The sequence below is a fragment of the Flavobacterium hauense genome, assembly GCF_054457175.1.
Map to the genome: position 1 here is coordinate 55,959 of NZ_JBTKVX010000005.1, position 16,295 is coordinate 72,253.

General features: G+C 44.3%; 17 protein-coding genes. 4 read left to right on the forward strand and 13 right to left on the reverse strand.

The window, feature by feature from the left end; translation table 11 throughout:
- Positions 1–25: 25 nt before the first annotated feature.
- Complete coding sequence (locus ACX0HA_RS04530) at positions 26–1,132, forward strand: transglutaminase domain-containing protein (RefSeq protein ID WP_458844079.1); 1,107 nt, start codon at positions 26–28, stop codon at positions 1,130–1,132.
- A 110-nt stretch (positions 1,133–1,242) separates the two neighbouring features.
- On the opposite strand, the gene ACX0HA_RS04535 is transcribed toward ACX0HA_RS04530, so the two are convergent.
- Positions 1,243–1,488, reverse strand: a complete 246-nt coding sequence (locus tag ACX0HA_RS04535; protein ID WP_458844080.1) for a hypothetical protein — start codon at positions 1,486–1,488, stop codon at positions 1,243–1,245.
- Positions 1,475–1,735, reverse strand: coding sequence for a hypothetical protein (locus ACX0HA_RS04540; protein ID WP_458844081.1), 261 nt, complete (start codon positions 1,733–1,735; stop codon positions 1,475–1,477). The genes ACX0HA_RS04535 and ACX0HA_RS04540 overlap by 14 nt, the downstream gene beginning before the upstream one ends.
- A 99-nt stretch (positions 1,736–1,834) precedes the next feature.
- Between ACX0HA_RS04540 and ACX0HA_RS04545 the strand changes: the two genes are divergently transcribed.
- Positions 1,835–3,106 carry a hypothetical protein gene (locus ACX0HA_RS04545; protein ID WP_458844082.1) on the forward strand — a complete coding sequence of 424 codons (1,272 nt, stop codon included), beginning with the start codon at positions 1,835–1,837 and terminating at the stop codon, positions 3,104–3,106.
- Positions 3,107–3,144: 38 nt separating this feature from the next.
- Here ACX0HA_RS04545 and ACX0HA_RS04550 read toward each other — a convergent pair whose 3' ends face one another.
- The 8 genes from ACX0HA_RS04550 to ACX0HA_RS04585 form a co-directional block, all read right to left on the reverse strand.
- Complete coding sequence (locus ACX0HA_RS04550) at positions 3,145–5,622, reverse strand: hypothetical protein (protein ID WP_458844083.1); 2,478 nt, start codon at positions 5,620–5,622, stop codon at positions 3,145–3,147.
- Positions 5,622–5,909, reverse strand: a complete 288-nt coding sequence (locus ACX0HA_RS04555; protein ID WP_458844084.1) for a hypothetical protein — start codon at positions 5,907–5,909, stop codon at positions 5,622–5,624. The genes ACX0HA_RS04550 and ACX0HA_RS04555 overlap by 1 nt, the downstream gene beginning before the upstream one ends.
- Positions 5,906–8,137: a hypothetical protein gene (locus ACX0HA_RS04560; RefSeq protein ID WP_458844085.1), complete on the reverse strand. Its 2,232-nt coding sequence runs from the start codon at positions 8,135–8,137 to the stop codon at positions 5,906–5,908. The genes ACX0HA_RS04555 and ACX0HA_RS04560 overlap by 4 nt, the downstream gene beginning before the upstream one ends.
- A 377-nt stretch (positions 8,138–8,514) precedes the next feature.
- Positions 8,515–8,919 (reverse strand): hypothetical protein, encoded by a 405-nt coding sequence (locus tag ACX0HA_RS04565; protein ID WP_458844086.1) that lies wholly within the window; start codon positions 8,917–8,919, stop codon positions 8,515–8,517.
- Complete coding sequence (locus tag ACX0HA_RS04570) at positions 8,919–9,365, reverse strand: Panacea domain-containing protein (RefSeq protein WP_458844087.1); 447 nt, start codon at positions 9,363–9,365, stop codon at positions 8,919–8,921. Before ACX0HA_RS04570 ends, ACX0HA_RS04565 begins: the two co-directional genes overlap by 1 nt.
- A gap of 131 nt (positions 9,366–9,496) precedes the next feature.
- Positions 9,497–10,681, reverse strand: coding sequence for a hypothetical protein (locus ACX0HA_RS04575; protein WP_458844088.1), 1,185 nt, complete (start codon positions 10,679–10,681; stop codon positions 9,497–9,499).
- A complete protein-coding gene (locus ACX0HA_RS04580) occupies positions 10,678–11,148 on the reverse strand; it encodes a hypothetical protein (RefSeq protein WP_458844089.1) in 471 nt (156 codons plus the stop codon). Before ACX0HA_RS04580 ends, ACX0HA_RS04575 begins: the two co-directional genes overlap by 4 nt.
- Positions 11,141–11,590 carry a hypothetical protein gene (locus ACX0HA_RS04585; protein ID WP_458844090.1) on the reverse strand — a complete coding sequence of 150 codons (450 nt, stop codon included), beginning with the start codon at positions 11,588–11,590 and terminating at the stop codon, positions 11,141–11,143. The genes ACX0HA_RS04580 and ACX0HA_RS04585 overlap by 8 nt, the downstream gene beginning before the upstream one ends.
- Before the next feature lie 174 nt (positions 11,591–11,764).
- On the opposite strand from ACX0HA_RS04585, the gene ACX0HA_RS04590 reads away from it, so the two are divergent.
- Complete coding sequence (locus tag ACX0HA_RS04590; RefSeq protein ID WP_458844091.1) at positions 11,765–12,844, forward strand: hypothetical protein; 1,080 nt, start codon at positions 11,765–11,767, stop codon at positions 12,842–12,844.
- 229 nt (positions 12,845–13,073) lie between these two features.
- On the forward strand, positions 13,074–13,505 hold the full coding sequence (locus ACX0HA_RS04595; protein ID WP_458844092.1) for a hypothetical protein: 432 nt from the start codon (positions 13,074–13,076) through the stop codon (positions 13,503–13,505).
- Positions 13,506–13,608: 103 nt separating this feature from the next.
- Here ACX0HA_RS04595 and ACX0HA_RS04600 read toward each other — a convergent pair whose 3' ends face one another.
- From ACX0HA_RS04600 to ACX0HA_RS04610, 3 genes are all read right to left on the reverse strand, one after another.
- Positions 13,609–14,148, reverse strand: coding sequence for a hypothetical protein (locus ACX0HA_RS04600; protein ID WP_458844093.1), 540 nt, complete (start codon positions 14,146–14,148; stop codon positions 13,609–13,611).
- Positions 14,149–14,449: 301 nt separating this feature from the next.
- On the reverse strand, positions 14,450–15,775 hold the full coding sequence (locus ACX0HA_RS04605) for a phage terminase large subunit (protein WP_458844094.1): 1,326 nt from the start codon (positions 15,773–15,775) through the stop codon (positions 14,450–14,452).
- On the reverse strand, positions 15,759–16,292 hold the full coding sequence (locus tag ACX0HA_RS04610) for a hypothetical protein (protein WP_458844095.1): 534 nt from the start codon (positions 16,290–16,292) through the stop codon (positions 15,759–15,761). Before ACX0HA_RS04610 ends, ACX0HA_RS04605 begins: the two co-directional genes overlap by 17 nt.
- Positions 16,293–16,295 lie beyond the last annotated feature (3 nt).

Here is a 16,295-nt window from a genome sequence, read left to right on the forward strand (position 1 = left end):
GACATCATCAATCAATCAATCAAAAATGAAAAAACTATTTGCACTATTACTGCTTGTCCCTGTGCTTTCTTTTGCGCAGGAAATGAAAACCATTATCGCTAATACAAATTCTGTTAACCTGAAAATTGACGGGAAGCTTAAGAAAAATGCATGGAGGATTACACCCGATGTTTCTCCCGATGTCTACGCCACCAATGCCAAAACAGTAGTTTTTTATACTGATAAAGAAGAGATAACCATACATCCCACCGAGGGAAAACCTTACGATTTCATCATTGACCTGAATGGCAAGAAGGCGTTGACCCGTGTGCAATATGAACCTTCGTATCTTGAATTGCTGAAAAAAGGGGAAGCATACAATCTTCAGGATACAAGGGAATTCCCTGCCTTTGCCTATACACCTTCAACCGATGCAAACCTTCAAAAGCTGCGCAAGGAATACAACCTTGATTCGGTTGCCGGAAAAGGTGATGAGGTATTTAAGATAAAGAACCTGATGCGATGGGTGCACAATACCATCACCCACGATGGCGGCGGCGATAATCCGTTGGTGAAGAATGCCAATGGAATCATAAAAGTATGCAAGGCTGAAGGCCTTGGCGTTAACTGCCGTATGATGGCTACCGTTCTTAACGAATGCTACCTGGCAATGGGCTTTAAGTCACGTTTTATTACCTGCATGCCTCGTGACCTTGAGTTCGACGACTGTCATGTAATCAACATAGTGTATAGCAATCAACTGGGCAAATGGCTGTGGATGGATCCTACCTTTGAAGCCTTTGTTATGGACGATAAGAAGAACCTGCTGAGTGTGGAAGAAGTACGCGAAAGGCTAATTTCCGGTAAGCCGCTTAAGCTGAATAAGGAAGCCAACTGGAACCATAAAAACAAGCGAACCAAAGAAGACTATCTTGATGGTTACATGGCTAAAAACCTGTACCGCATTCAGGCAACTGCTATAAGTACCTATGATACCGAGACGGATAAAAGCCACCCTCACTTGGATTATATCGAGCTTGTTCCGCTGGATGGACTAAACCAAAAGCACGTTTCTGAAATGACCTACAACAGCGGTGATAAACGAACTTTCTATGTGACCAATAACCCTGAGCTTTTCTGGGCGAAGCCTTAAAAATTGTTCAGTGTTCAGTTCGCAGTAATCAGGCTTGCGTTTCTAAATCTGTGTTCATTTTTCGCTTTGGTTTATTGTAACTCCGAACCTAAACTTTAAACCAGCGCAGCCTAACTTCCCTCCATAAAAGATATCACGTTAAACATGGTGCGTTCGCTAATGTTGTATTCATCGGCGACCATGCCGGCAGCCCAGGTCTTTTTGGGTTTGCCGTATTCTTTCAGGAGCAGTTCGGTTTGTTTCAGGTAAGCTTCATAATACACCTTCCAGTCGAGGATATGCACGGGAACGATGCTCTTTCCCATGAGTTTTATAAGGTCTTCACCTAAGCTTGTTATTGTTTCATATCGGGTCATTCCATCGGTTATCAGGACAAATATCGGTAGAGCGCACTTTTGCGCTAAGAGGGCAGTGGCACAGGGCACAGTAAACACCTTCAATTTCGGTAAGGCTGTCTTTTATAAAGGCGAGCAGCATACCCTGTTTTGCGTGAGGGCAGGCGGCACACACCGCAGCCCTTTGTATTGCATTGTTTTCGGCTACTTCGCTCTTGTCGAGGTAGTTCTTCCAGCCTGACAGGATAGTTTTAATGTCGGGAAGCATTCAATAGCTTGTAAGAAATATTTTTTAGCGGATGTTTTTTTAGTACTATTTTTTGTATAAATTTGGAGCATTATAAACCATTTAAATTATTTACAAGCCATGAAAAAAATCATTATGTTGCTGGCTCTGTTCATGAGTCTGGGCGCATTCGCGCAAAATTTTCCGGGAGAAAATGTAGAACTTCTTAAAGACAAAACCCTTAAAGTGCTTCCTAAAGAAGAATCGCTGCAAAAGTATGGTTACAGGGATTTTTATAAAGATGCCGATCTTAAAAAGGTGTACGAAAAAGAAGGGACATCTACAGCTTACAAAGCATTAGTAGGCAAAGAATTTAAAGTTGTCTCTTATGAGTCATATATTTGTGGAGGTCGTTATACAAAGTACAAAATGCTTGTAGAAAATGCCGAAACAGGTAAACTTTATTTTGATTACGACACAAAGTATAGCAATAGTTTTCCTTTTGAAGTTATAGGCGGACTTAACTACCCTAAAGATTTTTTTTGTAACAAGATTTACGAAAAAGAAATGAAGGAATCTACCGACAGATGGTATGAAGCACCTGTGGAAGAAGGGATACAGCCAACCATATCTAAATCAGCCAGAGCTGACTTTTTCTTTCTTAATATAAATCAGCCCACGGGTGAGAAATTTCAATCGGGTATTGTAAGGAGGGGACTAGAGATTACTTTTGCTAATGGTTCAACCATATCTATGCCCGATGAGGAATTAAAATCGGCAGCTAACCCTTATGGAAACCTTACGGTAACTGCACTTGTTTCTATATACAAACCCGCTGACCTTAAGCTTTTGCAAGAAAGCAAAATAGTATCGGTTAAATTAAATAAATATGGGAGTGATGTAAAAAATGGACTTACATTACAAGAGTATTTTAAATGTTTAATTGGCCGTATGGAAGTGCGTGATGCAACTGCTGTAAAATCTACTGCTAAAGCTGTAAAATCAGGAGGTTTAAATTGTCCGGAAATTGTAACCGAAAAAGGTAAGAATGAAGGCGAGATGCATTATTCAACACCTGTTGTAGATGGGATAACTGTGAAAAAAATCAGTCGTGGCGGATCTGACACCTATGTTTGTACTTTACGAATAGTTTCCCAAACTAAACAAACCGGAACTTTTGCAATGATTATGTTTGACAATGTAAAGTCGATTGACACTCCGTCTGCAAAAATCATGGAAGGTGTACAAAAACCCAAAAGTTATGAGTATTTCGCGATGTTTATAATAGAAGAAGACCAAATGAATCTCTTTAAGGAAAGAACTGTGACAGGAATATCGGTAATGGATGAAACCGCTCTTGTAAAACAAAAGGAAAAACTTAAAAAACTAATGACCTGCCTTATCGATAAATAAAATAATTAAGCTCCCCGCCACAGCGGGGAGTTTTGTTTTTAGAAGTTAGCGGCATCTCTCACCCGGACATAGCTGTTACCTTCAGAAACGATGTCCTGAACGGCTACCACCGGAGGAGGCAGCATTCTGTTGGCTTCGGCTATTTTCATGGCAAGCTCATCGGTATTAAGGTTTTGCTGTGCAATCTCTCTTGACACGATCCCGCCACCTGCAAAGTAATTGGGTGCCGATGCCCCACCTGACGGGAACGCATTATTGAACGCCATAAAATGCCTTGCCGCATTGCGGTTCATTACGCCAATGAGTTCACCCTGCTCAGCTTCAAACTGCGTGCCGTCGGCTCCTGTAAATAGCGTACCACCGGCACTATGCCGTTGCCCGCCTATATTGAACAACGCTCCTTTTTCAGCTTTTGGCGGTTTGGTCGATGTTATCTTCTTCACATTGGCAACACCTGCTGCTACGGCCGCTGCTGCTGCAGCAGCACCCAGTGCCGGACCCACAATAGGTATAGCTGTCATCGCGCTGTAGGCCGCTGTTGCCGACTTATACGTATCAATAGTTGCCTGAGCCACAGCCATGGCCTTTCCTGCGGCACTTTCTTTACCCATTATAGCAGCCAGGTTGCCAAAGGTCTGGTTAGCGAGGTTTAGTTTGGCATCGGTTGCCGCTTTGTTAATGTCCGCTTTGTTTTTTTCTGTTGTTGCGTTTTCGGCTTCCGAGAGTGCATTATATTCCTGTTCAGAAATGAGTTTATTATCCAGTAGGGCTTTTAGCCTCAGGCCTTCATCTATATGGCGTTGGTTTTCTATTTGCAGCTGTTGCTGATAATTTCCTTCGGCAGCAGCCATATCATTTTCATAAGCGGTGGCTTTTTCCTCAATTTGTTTTGCTATTTCGGCTTTTTGGTCGTTTCGTAGCTGTTCGTCGAGCTGTAATCTGGTGTCGTTGTTTTTTGTCTGTAGGTCATTTACCTGATCCTGAAATTCCTGCTCGCTCAGTACTCCTGCAGTCTTTTTTTTCTCCAGATAATCTATATTGGCTTTAAGCAGGGCATCAAGTCGGGATTTTTCTCCTGTTACCACTTCTTCAGTCAAAGCAACACCCTCCTTTAAAACCGACTGGTTCTTTTTTCTTTCGGCTTCTAATACCGCCTCTGCATTTTTAACAGTTGCTTTTGCAGTTTCGGCCATCTGTTCGTTTTCAATGTTTAGGGTTTTCAGTTTTAGCCTTTTCCTGTCGGTTTCTGTTTTAGCAGAGGCATTGTATTCGTTTTGGGCTATCCTCTTTCTTTCGGAAGCAATATACTCGACATAATCCAGCTCTTCCTCCATCGTCTTTAGCTTTGTACCGTGTTGGGCTATATAAATGTCAAGTTCTATCCGCTGGCCTTCAATGGCATCCTGCCTTTGCTTTACTCTTTTTTGTTCAGCGGCATCGCGTTTTGCCTCAGCATCCTGATTGATTTTTTCCAGCTCCTGATTGTGCTTTTGGATAATGCCCTTTTCTTCATCGTATATTTTTGAGCGCTCTATTTGTGCATTTTTGAGTGTTTTGAGTTCTTCTTCACTTATGTTCTTGCGTTTTGCGAGCTCGGATGCATAGGCAGCACCTTTTACAGAGAGGTCTTGAAGTTCTTGTTGGGTAAGGTTTTTACCAACGGCTATTTGCTGTACTGTCTGGTTGTACAGGTCCTCGGCCTGTTTTTTGCGTTGGTTGTAGTTCTCCGTTTCAATAGCGGTTGCCTTTTCCAGTTCGGTTATTCTCTCTTTTTCTGATTTGGTCTGGTCATGCACCTTTTCCATCAGGTTATCTATACTGGTGGCGGCCTCCTGATTTTTTATTTCCTGGAGCTCTATTTCCTTATTAAGTTCCTGCTGTGCTTTTTTAAGCTCTATTGCGGCACCTGCTGCTTGAGCAGCTCCGGTAGTGATGCTACTGAAGAAACTACCTGCATCTCCGGTAAACAGTCCTATAAAAGCATTGGTAACACTCTGCACTATGGCACTAACGGCTGCCATGGCCTGCTCTACGGTCTCTACTATGGGAGTAAAGTCCTTAAAAACACCTATTACAGCCTGCACGGCAGCGACAATCAGGCCTATGGGGTTTGACATCATGGCTTTGCCCATTCCTTTTATGCCGTCGGTCATTCCTGCAAAGGAGTCTTTCATCAATGAGCCTACACCACCTGCTTCCTGCGCACGGCTTATGAATCCGCTAAGCCCGCCATTAAAAAGGTTGATCTGCTGAAAAGAGTCGGTTATCTGCTGCTTGTAGTCGTTAAAGGTTGCCTCTGAGGCTGTCAGCGTTTTAGATAGCATCTCGTGCTGACCTGAAAGGATGTTGAGTTCAACAGCATTCTCTTTGAACTTATCCGAGTTTTCTTTGCCCTTTTTTGAGAGCTTATCCTGCTTTTCAATCAGCTTCTCAATGTCTTTTTCGGTTTTTTGAATGCTCTCCGTGAGCGACTGCGTGTCTATGTCCAGTTTTGCTATTACAATGTTCTTTGGCATTAGTTAATGGTGAGGTTTAAAGTATTGCTTACAAGTCTTAATCCGGTGGCCTTGTGGGTCACCGTCAGCACGGGGCTGTATACGCCGGGAGTAGTATGGATCACGGTATATTCATAGTCAGATAACTTAGTGATGCTGCCCGGTGCCGAAAGGCTAAAACTGTAGGCATCGCGGTTATAGATGGTGGCAAGCCAGATGGTAACCGGTACACCTGCGCCTTCTCTCTTTACGGTTTGGCCAAAGCCAAAGTCAATTTCGGGGGTTACGGTGTGTATTTGCTGTATCATGGCAGTATTGTTGAACTGTAGCTGGGAATATTAACCTGTACGGTAGGCGTGGTGTAGCCATCGGCGGTAAGAGAGATGTTGTAGGAACCTGTTGTCGCAATGACGTGGGTTACCCTTGTCGACGATGGGTCTGTCACACGTCCTGGCATGGGTTCTCCGCTAATTCTGGAAATATTAAGTGCCATTGCCTGCGGACTGCCCTCTGTGGTAAAAGTAACATCAACATGATGGTTGTTGGTAACTACTTTAGTAATGGTAATCGTTGGTCTTGCAATGGTGTCAGGGCTATAGGCGCTTATGCGAACCAACTCACATTTAACCGGTTTTCCCGGCACGTAGCTGCTTATTTTGTTCATTAAAAAATAGCCGCCCAACTGCTCGATGTAATACAGTTTCCTGAAGTCAAAATTGGCAATATCCCTGTCAGTTAACAGCAGTGAGGCAGTTACCACCTGCGACTTGTTGAGGAGATAGCTTACGGAGCTGTAGTAGTCGGCAACAATGTCTTCAAAAGAGAGTTTCCAGAAGTTTTCTTGCCAGTAGGATCCTTGCATGCGGCTTTCCTGCGTAGCTAGAAAACGCAGCCTTATGGTGTCGTCTACAAATTCGGAACGCAGAAAATAAAAGCGGTTGTCGAGCGGTTTGTACTGAACGGTTGGCGCATCGTCAGGGCCATCGTCAATTTCTTTTTCCCAAAGCTTGTATACATTTGATGTTTTTCCGAGATAGGATGACTTCTCTTTCTGTGGACTGTATATCTTCGATTTTATGACATCCCTGCCTTCCGGCAGATTAAGATTGCGAACGGATATGTGACCATCGTTATGGGTGTTTTCTTTGTCGTTGTATGCGTATCGGAACCAGTTGTTCTGCGCATAGCTGCCATAGATGTAATTCTCTGATGCCTTTTCGGCAAATTTTATGCTGAGGTCTACCGCATCGGGCGACTGAAGTATTTCCTGCATGGTCAGGAATTCATAACGGTTGGCATATTTATCCCTGAACAGTGTGAGCCCAAAACGGTGCAGTACCTCCGAGAGGAATTCCCTTATAGGGAATCCCTCAAAGGCTTCGGTAAATTGTATTTCGGCAGGATTTACTTTTGTAAGCGTAATATCAATGTCCGAGTCGTTATTGTTGAATCGTATGGCATGTACCACACCATCCCGGTGACGCATGAGCAGGCTAATGCTTTCGTTGGCGTTGAGCTTTACTATGCCTTCGCCTTCAAAATCGGTGCTTTTGGCCAAATCAGATGTGATCACCTTATGCTCAATAACTGTATCGAGGGCAGGGCTGCTGGTAGTAGATATGTTTTTACTAATAAAGATGCGCACGCTGTCCTTAGTCTTCATGTTGCACTTAATACTCAGCTTGTAATGCCCTGCTTCTTTAGCCTTAAAGGAATAACCGCCTATAAGATCAAAATACTGCTGATAATCTGTGTTTTCGGGCGCAAATTTAAAAAGATAGGTACGCCAGTAGTAATCAAAAGGCGGTTCGCCATAAAAGGTGTTGGCAGCAGTAAATGAGGTGAGGTTCACTATTTCGGTTCCCTCATCCTGGGTTATGAGTCCTTTGGGATAGGTCATCCACAGGTTTTTGAATTGTTGCGTATGGAAAACCGACCCGCTGTATTCTACCCCATAGGTGCTGAATATCCTGTCCCAAAGCCACGCCACATTAACCGACGGTACCAGGTAATCAATGCCTATCCTTTTCGGGATGCCTAATAAGGAAGGCGCGTAGCCCGTCTTGCCGTTATAATCGGCCAGTATATAGCGGCATTTGCCGTAAGATTCATGAGTCCTGTTCCAGGTATTGGCTACACCATCAAGGTCTTTTATGTGTTCTATTTCTTTTAGTATCAGTGAAGAGAGGCTTTTATTCTCAATAGCTTTGTAGAGGTCTATGATGCCGTCATAAATTACAGCATCAAAACTGTCGCCACCATCGGTAATCACTGCCCAGCCGTTGTATACAAAGCATTCACCATTGTCGCTGTACAGGCTGCATTCATTCTTTTGGTACGGAATATCCGAATTGTTTCCCGCAAGGGTCAGAAACCCCATAATACGGAGGTTATTGGCTGTTTTTGGGAGTTTAAACTTATTGGTATAATTCGTCTGCCGGTTCTCAAGGCTGTTCAGGTCGTTTACCTGCTTGGTCTGGGCAATGGCCTGGTTGCTGTCAAGGTCAACAAGCTGTTTATTGATATAGAGGAGCATTCATTTTAGATTTGCTGAAATATTTAGAGTCTAAGTTGCAAAGCTTCAAAGGGACAGAGTTGCAAAGTTTAAGGCTTGAGTAGGTTTCCCCTTCTTTGCTTCGCCAATTCGCTCTGCTCGTGTGGAGGGGTGTTGTGCCGCGGCGAATGGGTGGTTCTTCTTTTCTTTTGTCTTGCCACAAAAGAAACAAAAAGGCACGGCTGAACTCCTTAGGCTACAAATCGAATCTTTCGGCTAAAAGATTTAAACTCGCTATCGCTCAAACAGAAAATCTTTTTTAACGCCTCAAGTTCCGATTTGCTTCACGCCACGGAGTTTAAGGTCGTTAGCTTCACTCTTGCTGAAAAAGCAACAGAGGCAGGTATGAACTATTACTTTTAGTGGTCGTATATATCGCCAAATTTTTCTTCTAAAAATATTACATGAAACAAATTTCTGTTTCTAATGCCAAGAAATGGACGGTTATCTCCATTAGCACGAAAAACACTTAAATGCTTCACGTCTGGAGTTATAAATGGAGGCAACGCTACCTTTATTTTTTCAATAGGCATTTTTTCTGTTCCAATGCCATGTCTATCTGCAATTTCAATAGTTTTCCAGGAAGCACTGCACAACATTTTCAATCGTTCAATAAAATCCGCATAAAATTTGTAATCTTTGTCAGGCTTTGAAGAGAGATGCTTAAAGCAGAAAACGGGATAATCTGTTTCCGCTGAATTTGGGTTCGGAACTTGAATTTTATTTTTTTCAGCGTTTTTCTTTTTTACTTTTTTGCTGGGCATTACTCAATGATTTGAGTTTTAAAGTATTCTAATATCAAAGCATCGGGAATTTCCCCTTGTGGATTTTCATTAAATGTCTTCTGCCATGGTAGTTCCTCATGTGTCATATTCATTAGCTTGATAGCAGAAAATTGACCATATTCTTCCATTACTTCCGAAAATAAAGCCTCGTCTTCTTTAGACATTGTAATTATCTCAACCTTTTCTGGAGTAGAAATTGCACCTGAACCAAAATCTTTAAAATGAAAATATGCTTCTCTGACAACTGGGCCATATTGCCAAGCTTCGATAGGGTTTCCAAACAGCTTTTTATCAAAAGCTGCCATAAAAAAACCATTCAAATAATAGAGTAACTTTTGAAGTTTTAAATTAGATATTAATTCTCCTTGTTCAGCTTCCGTATTCGCAATAATTTTATTTGATATATCAATTACTGAGTATGCCATAAAATGTATTATTTTGAAATATAGTACAAAAGTACATTTTTTTTTACAGATTTAGTAAAATAATGGAAAAGATGATATGTTATAGCCCTTTGTAAGTGATTAGGATATAAATTATTTTGCAACCCGCAACCCTACAACCTCACCGTATACCTCTCCGGCAGCTCAATCTCAAATGCGAAGTTGATGAGCGGTTGTTTCGGATTTCGAAGGCGGGCATTAGATGTTTTGAGGGTTACTTCAATCCAGTCCCGCATACTGTTGCGGGCAAAAGGCTGCCCTGTAAACAGGTAGATCTTCGGGCTGTCGAGGATGCCTTCCACAATACGGCGGTCGTCTTCAGAGAGCAGTTCGGCAATGATCTTTAGGGTGTCCTGACTCTGCTTGCCGAGCGAAATACTGCGTCCAAAACCGTTCTCGATATTGTTATTGTCGCTGTCCATCTCACCGAGTGATTTAGTGCTGCGGTCTATGGCATAGGTGTCTTCAAACAGCCAGTAGCTGTATCCGCCCAGTGCGTTGAGCCATTTCAGGTATACTCCGCATTTGTAGGGTACTTTCTCTACATAAGCCCATTTAGGCTGGGTAAAACCGAACTTCAGTTTGTTCATGCCTTCGGCTAATGGCAATACGGTTTCGAGGGTCTCATCGGTACGCCCGTCAGAAAATACTAAACGGTTAATGCTTCCCTTCTGGCTAAAGGTTTGACTGATTCCGTTGGTCTCGTTTTTAATGGATATAGTCCTGAGTAGGGCAAACCTGCTGTAGGGCAGGTAAAATGAAAAATCGAAAGGGTAGCCCTGCCAGTACTTTAAAGGCCATTCGGAGGCGTTGTCCTTTCGCGAAGGCGAAAGCAGCAGGGGGGTGTTTTTGGCATAGCGGCTGTATTCGCCATATTGCTGTGCACCGGCCAGCCATGTGAGTGCCGAAGTGTTTGTGGTTACCGACCCGCCAACGTGCGTGATCTTTACATCCAGCTTGCCTGGGAGTACTGTGCCGCTGCTATAATCGTAAGTAAAAGAATCGGGGCTTCCGGCTTCGGGAGAGGGCTGCAGCTTATCTTCAAAATTAGTAGTGTTTAGCGTTGCGGCTATATAGGGTTGGAGATTCACATAAAACTGCCCCTGGGGATTGGGGTACAGCCTCAAGCTAAAGTATTCCCGGGGCTCAAGGGTATCGGGTAATATGGAGCCTTCCTCGCTAAGGGTAATGTCGGCATACTGTGCAGGGGTAGGCGCATCGCTGTAAAAGCGAAGTATGTCGTTGTTGTAGGCCATGCGCAGCTTATCCTTGTCTATATCGGTTACAAATTTTATCATGCGGACAGGGTGTTGAGGTAATCAGAAATCTTGGTGGTGAATTCGTTTAGCTGGCTTTCGCCGATTTTGTCGATGATGGCCTGGATGCGCTGTGGCGTAACCACACTGCTGATGAGCTGCGTGCCACCATGTTCGCTGCGGTTCCAGCCTTCACGGCCTATCTTGCGGGCAATGAGGAACGCCAGGCTGCTTACGGAAATGTCTTTTTCCAATCGTGCCGCGATGCCTTTGGCGATAAGCCATTGCTCAATCACTTCACTGGGGGGTTGCTTGCCGGGCTTTCGCCCAAATTCCAGCTGGTCACCATAGCTTTCCTGAAGGATTCCGGCACTGTTTTCACCCAGCTCAACCGACAAGCTCTCTGCCCATTGCCCCGATGCCCGCATGCCGATTTCATCATACCTGCCGATAAGCTCGTTTTTAAGCGCTTCAAATTCGGCAGACAGTATTTGGGTTGTGTTACTCATAATTGGCCGGTATGCGAAGTTTATAGGTGCACAATAGGCCGTCCATGTTGGCATCGAGCGCATCAGTAACGTCGATGTTGTCCCACTGGTTCACTTCAATGCCGGTGCATGCAAGGCTGTTGCCAATACTTTTGAATACCGAAAGCAGCGGTTCGATATGGCGGGTATATTTGGAGGTTTCTACATCGCCTGCTTCGGCAAAGTAATTTTCTCCAAAATCGCTCTGCTTGACGAGGAAGAACTTGCCCTCATAATTGGCAGCGATAATAAGCGTACCGCTGTCGTTGTATTCGCTTTTGCGGTTGGTAAATTCGTGCAGCAGATACGTCGTCTCTGCTTCCGCCGACCCGTCAAGGAGGTTCAGCGCGGCTTTCTTGCCGTAGTGATAAATCAGGTTGTTGTCGAGGGCTATCGCCTCGAGTATGCGTACTATGTCTTTCATTTTGTTGTTGATTTGTTTAATTCGTGGATTTGTTTATTTGGAGCTTCACTCGTATGGCTTACTCATGATGTTTGGAAAATCTGCGTTTATACGCCGAGATCCGCGTCATTCGCGTTCCATACTAAATTGGATTTCAGAAAAATTTGTAGATTTACTTTATCCCAACCCATCGCTATGAAATATTTTTCTCTACTGTTGCTTATGCTGCTATCTGCTTCCGGATACTCACAGGCAGATACCATTAAAACTCAGTATAACGATATGGTCATTGCCAATGACCGTGTTTATGCAATTGCCGATAAGGGCAAAATTTCCGTTTGGGACATCCATTCGCTTAAAAAACTCCATGAAGCTCAGGATACTATGTATTCTGCTATTGCAAAAGACAGGAACAACGTTATTCACATCGGTACAAAAGATGGCAGAATTGCAAAACTCAATAACGACTTTTCATTAGACTGTTATTTGCAGCTAAAGAAGAAGTTACAGGTGCATAACATCTTTTTTAATTCACAAAACAAGATGTTTCTGGCTGTTCCTTATGCGGTTTATGATCCGGTAAAGGATAAATTTTGGAATGAATTCAAGATTATCCCTACCGGGATGACTGTTTCTACGATTAAAAAGTTTTTATTTTTTACTTATTTAAGACCGGCTAAGTACAATTTTATGCTTCCGCGCATTGCTTTTACAGATAGCAATGACAGGATATGGATGGGAAATAGCTTTGGTGAATTCGGAACGATGCTCAACGTTTTTGATGCCAAAAAAGAAAAAGAGCTTGAACCGGATCTTTTTGAAAGCTATGGGTCACTTTATTTACAATCGGTTTTTGAAGACGACAAAAAGAATGTTTTTATAACATCCGGTCTACAGCATTTTATGAATTTTGGAGAAATTTATAAGATAGTAAACGGCAAGGCGGTCTCTATTTTCAACACAGGTGATTATAACGAAAAAGAAGAAAAAGGCAATCTTTTCATAGGCCCTGGCGCTTTCAGTACAAAAGAACAAAAACTCTACTTCGCTACACAAAATGGCATTTATCGTGCTGCTGTTTCTCACGAAAGCAAGATAACCGAACTGGAAAAGGTCTTTTCTCCTGAACTGTTTTACAGCCGTGAAAACCTTGCCATTGGCGCACAAATGGCTGTCATAAAAATGGAATTTACTTCTGATAACCGATTGATTTTCCTTACCTCTAATAACGGGATACAGGTGTATAACGGCAAAGAGGTTGTTGTGGTGGAGTAAAACGAATGTTTGTAGCACATCTTACTCTCAAGAGGGGAACAGCTTCACTCATGCCGAATAAAAGATTACTTCGTCTGTTCGGCTTTCAGCCTCGGGTGCCACGTCGTTCCTCCTCGCAATGATAGAAACTGAGAAAATCCGCGGTTATCCGCCCAATCCGCGTCATCCGCGTTCAATTGGGTAGGTATGTCAGAAAAATTTGTAGATTTACTTTTTCCAACCCATCGCTATGAAAAGACACTTCCTGCTTTTACTGCTCGCCATTGTCCTGTTTTCCTGCAACAGGCAATCTGACTTTGAGAAGAAACTTATTGAAGGGAAGTGGGTCGATCATGAAGGCGATGCATTAACAGATGAAATTGATAAATGGCCTAGTGTTTATTTAAGGTTTTATGAGGATGGTTCTTATATGAATTTTCATATAACCGGTTCAGAAATGCCGCTTATAAATGATGATGGCTCTGAAAGCAAGGAACCATTCCTGTGGAGTTACGATCCTGACGAAAAAGTACTAATGGTAAACAAGCGCAAATTTAAAGTTCTCTCCATAGAGGGTGATACCATTCGTATGGTAAAGGAGACTTCTCATTTAATGCTTTACAACATCGACAAGACCTATCCAAAACTTAAGAAAGGGCCGGGGCATTGTTTGGGAGGGTAAAATCCGCACTCTATTGATTTATTATAATTAGATGAGATTTCTCCACTTCGCTACGCTGCGGTCGAAATGACAGTAACGTCCCAATACTGAAAACTGACCATTGCTACTGCCTACTAATTTTACGATATTCCTCCTCCACATCATTCTGTGCTTTGGTTTGTGCCAATAGGCTGAAGATTTCGCCATAAGGTTTACGGCCAAGGTCGAAAGGGTAGTGCCCAAATAGCTTTCCCAACTGCAATAGCGGAAGCGTGTCGCTGTAAGGCTTGAGCTTATCGGCACCTGCCATCTGCCAGAGGTGGCTATCAGTACTCATCGTGGCAAGTAGCTTGTTTTCGGTTGCGATAATGCGCCCAAATTCTGCTACAACAAACTTACGTGCCGCGAAGAACTCGGTAACAGGGGCTTTCCAAAAAGCTTTTTCGTCGACATCAAAGCATATTTCGAAGAGTTGCTGCACGCCATTCCAGTCGGATATCTTTGGCAGCAGCCTGATGCAGTATTTTACATTGGCATAAGGCATGGTATGGCTGTTCATTTGCTTTCCGCCAAAGGTATTAACGGGTTTTAGGTGTTCCAGGATGAGGTCGTATTGTAGTGTATCCCGCAGGCGGGTGTAGTGTTTTAGGGTGATGTTTTTCATGAAAAGTTGATTTGTTGATGCGGTTATTTGTTCTGCGTCGTCTGTCATTTCGACCGTAGCGTAGCGGAGTGGAGAAATCTCTAATTCCTTTTCTTTTGTCTTGCCACAAAAGAAACAAAAAGGCACGGCTGAACTCCTTAGGCTACAAATCGAATCTTTCCGCTAAACCATCCGAACTCGCTTCGCTCAGACAGCGGATGCTTCTTAACGCCTCAAGCTCCGATTTGCTTAACGCCACGGAGTTTAATGCCGTTAGCTTCACTCGGGCGTGCGTTCCAATACTGAAAACTGCGACTGTAAACTACCCCACCCTCACCCTCGCACTATAATCCTTCCTCAGTGCAAACCAATACCGCATCATGATGCTGTCCCATTCGTCGGGGGAGCGGCTGATGAGTTCCTTGATGCGGTCTTTGGCGATGATGCCCTTGCGGCCGTCCTTGTCAATGTCTTTGAGCTTTACCTGTTCCATTTCTTCGGTGGTGGTCTGGCGCACGAGGTCGTCATCGCAGAGTTCGCCTGTGAGTCGGTTGGTAATCATTTCGGCCATTTTTATGGAACACTGGCTTTTCAGATTGTCGAAGTTGGGTTTCACGTAGTTCGAGCCCTCTCGCATTTCGAGGGGCGACGCGTTGTTTACGAATCCCTTGCATTTCAGGAAGTCGACCACACCGCCACCCACACCGTCCTCGTCGGCAATGATGTTGGAGAGTGCAATGCCGTGTTTGGCCTGTAAAATCCGCGCACGGCCTACGACCACATCTAGTCCGCTCTTCGCGATAGCCTCCCGTTTTATGCATACCCACCCATGCCAGATACGGAATACCGTTTTGTCCTTACCCTTTCGGGCAACGTCTATGGTCATGTATTTTACGCCATGCGGCGAAAGGTGGGCTGGCGAGAAATAGTCGGCGATGCTGTCGTGGTCTATGAGCGTGGCGGGATCGTCGTCGTACTCCCAGTTGCCGAAGTACAAACGCTCACGGCTGTTCTTGTCGAGCCGTAGTAACGATTGCAGATAACTCGGGTGGAGGTGCGGATTGTCCGTTGGCAAGGATTGGATAAACTTACGGTAAGGTAGTAACCGACCCTCTCTGGTAGTTTTATAGAATTCCTTGTACGTCCAGTTCTTAGCGGGGTTGCAGCTGCCCAGCATCTTGGGGATGAGGTTGTACTCGTTGAGTTTATAGCGTATCCTCGATTTCACGATCTGCCATGCGGGATAGGCCACCTGGCTGCATTCGTCGATGAAAGCCCCGGTGATTTCCAGTGATCCAAGACTGTCAAAATTCGGGTCAGAAGGGTAGAGGAACAGGTCTTTCAATATGATCTCGCTACCATTTTTCCAGTAAATGATATGCTCCGCCGACTTATAATTGAACTGTCCGCCCAGTTTCAGAAGGGTTGCCAACTCAAAGAAGGTGTTGAGCGTGGTTTCCTTTAGGGTTTTCAGCTTGCTTCTGCCCATAAGCCAGCGCGTACCGGGGTATTTCTGGCACATTTCCATAAGCCAAAGGCAGCCCAAAGCACTCTTGCCGCCACCAGCAGCACCGCCGTAAAGCACCTCTTCGGTTACGTTGTCTTTCAGGAAATGGATGGCGTGTTCCTGCTTAATCAGCAGTTTCATAAGGGTCGAGGCCGGAGCCCAGGTTCAGGGTGACGGCTTTAGGGCCTTCGTCGTCATCCTCGGAATATTTGTCGCTCCACAGCTTGGGGTTGCGGTTCTTGAGCCAGAACTGCTGGCTGCGGAAGTCGGCCGGAATGTGTTTTTCCACTTCCACGATCTCCACGCGTTCCTTCTCTACGCGTTTGCCGTTATCGTCATAATAGATCTCCTTGCATTTTATGGCCTGTTTTGTTGTGATCACCCTGTCCAGCGTTGCCTGATACAAGCTCGCCGCCACCTCCATATCCGCCGATTTTTTGCCACGGGTAATGGCATCGGCAAAGTCGGGGTAAGTGGTTTTCCAGTTGAGGATGGTCTTGCGGCATACGCCAAAGAAAGCCGCCAAATCACGGTCCTGCACACCCAACAGGCATAGCTTATGCGCCTGTGCGGGATAGTCGTCGCGGTACTGGGGCTTAACGCCTTTGCGGGTGGGTTTTTTTAAATGCAAAGCTTTCTTGGGGAGTGCTTCGTTCATTTT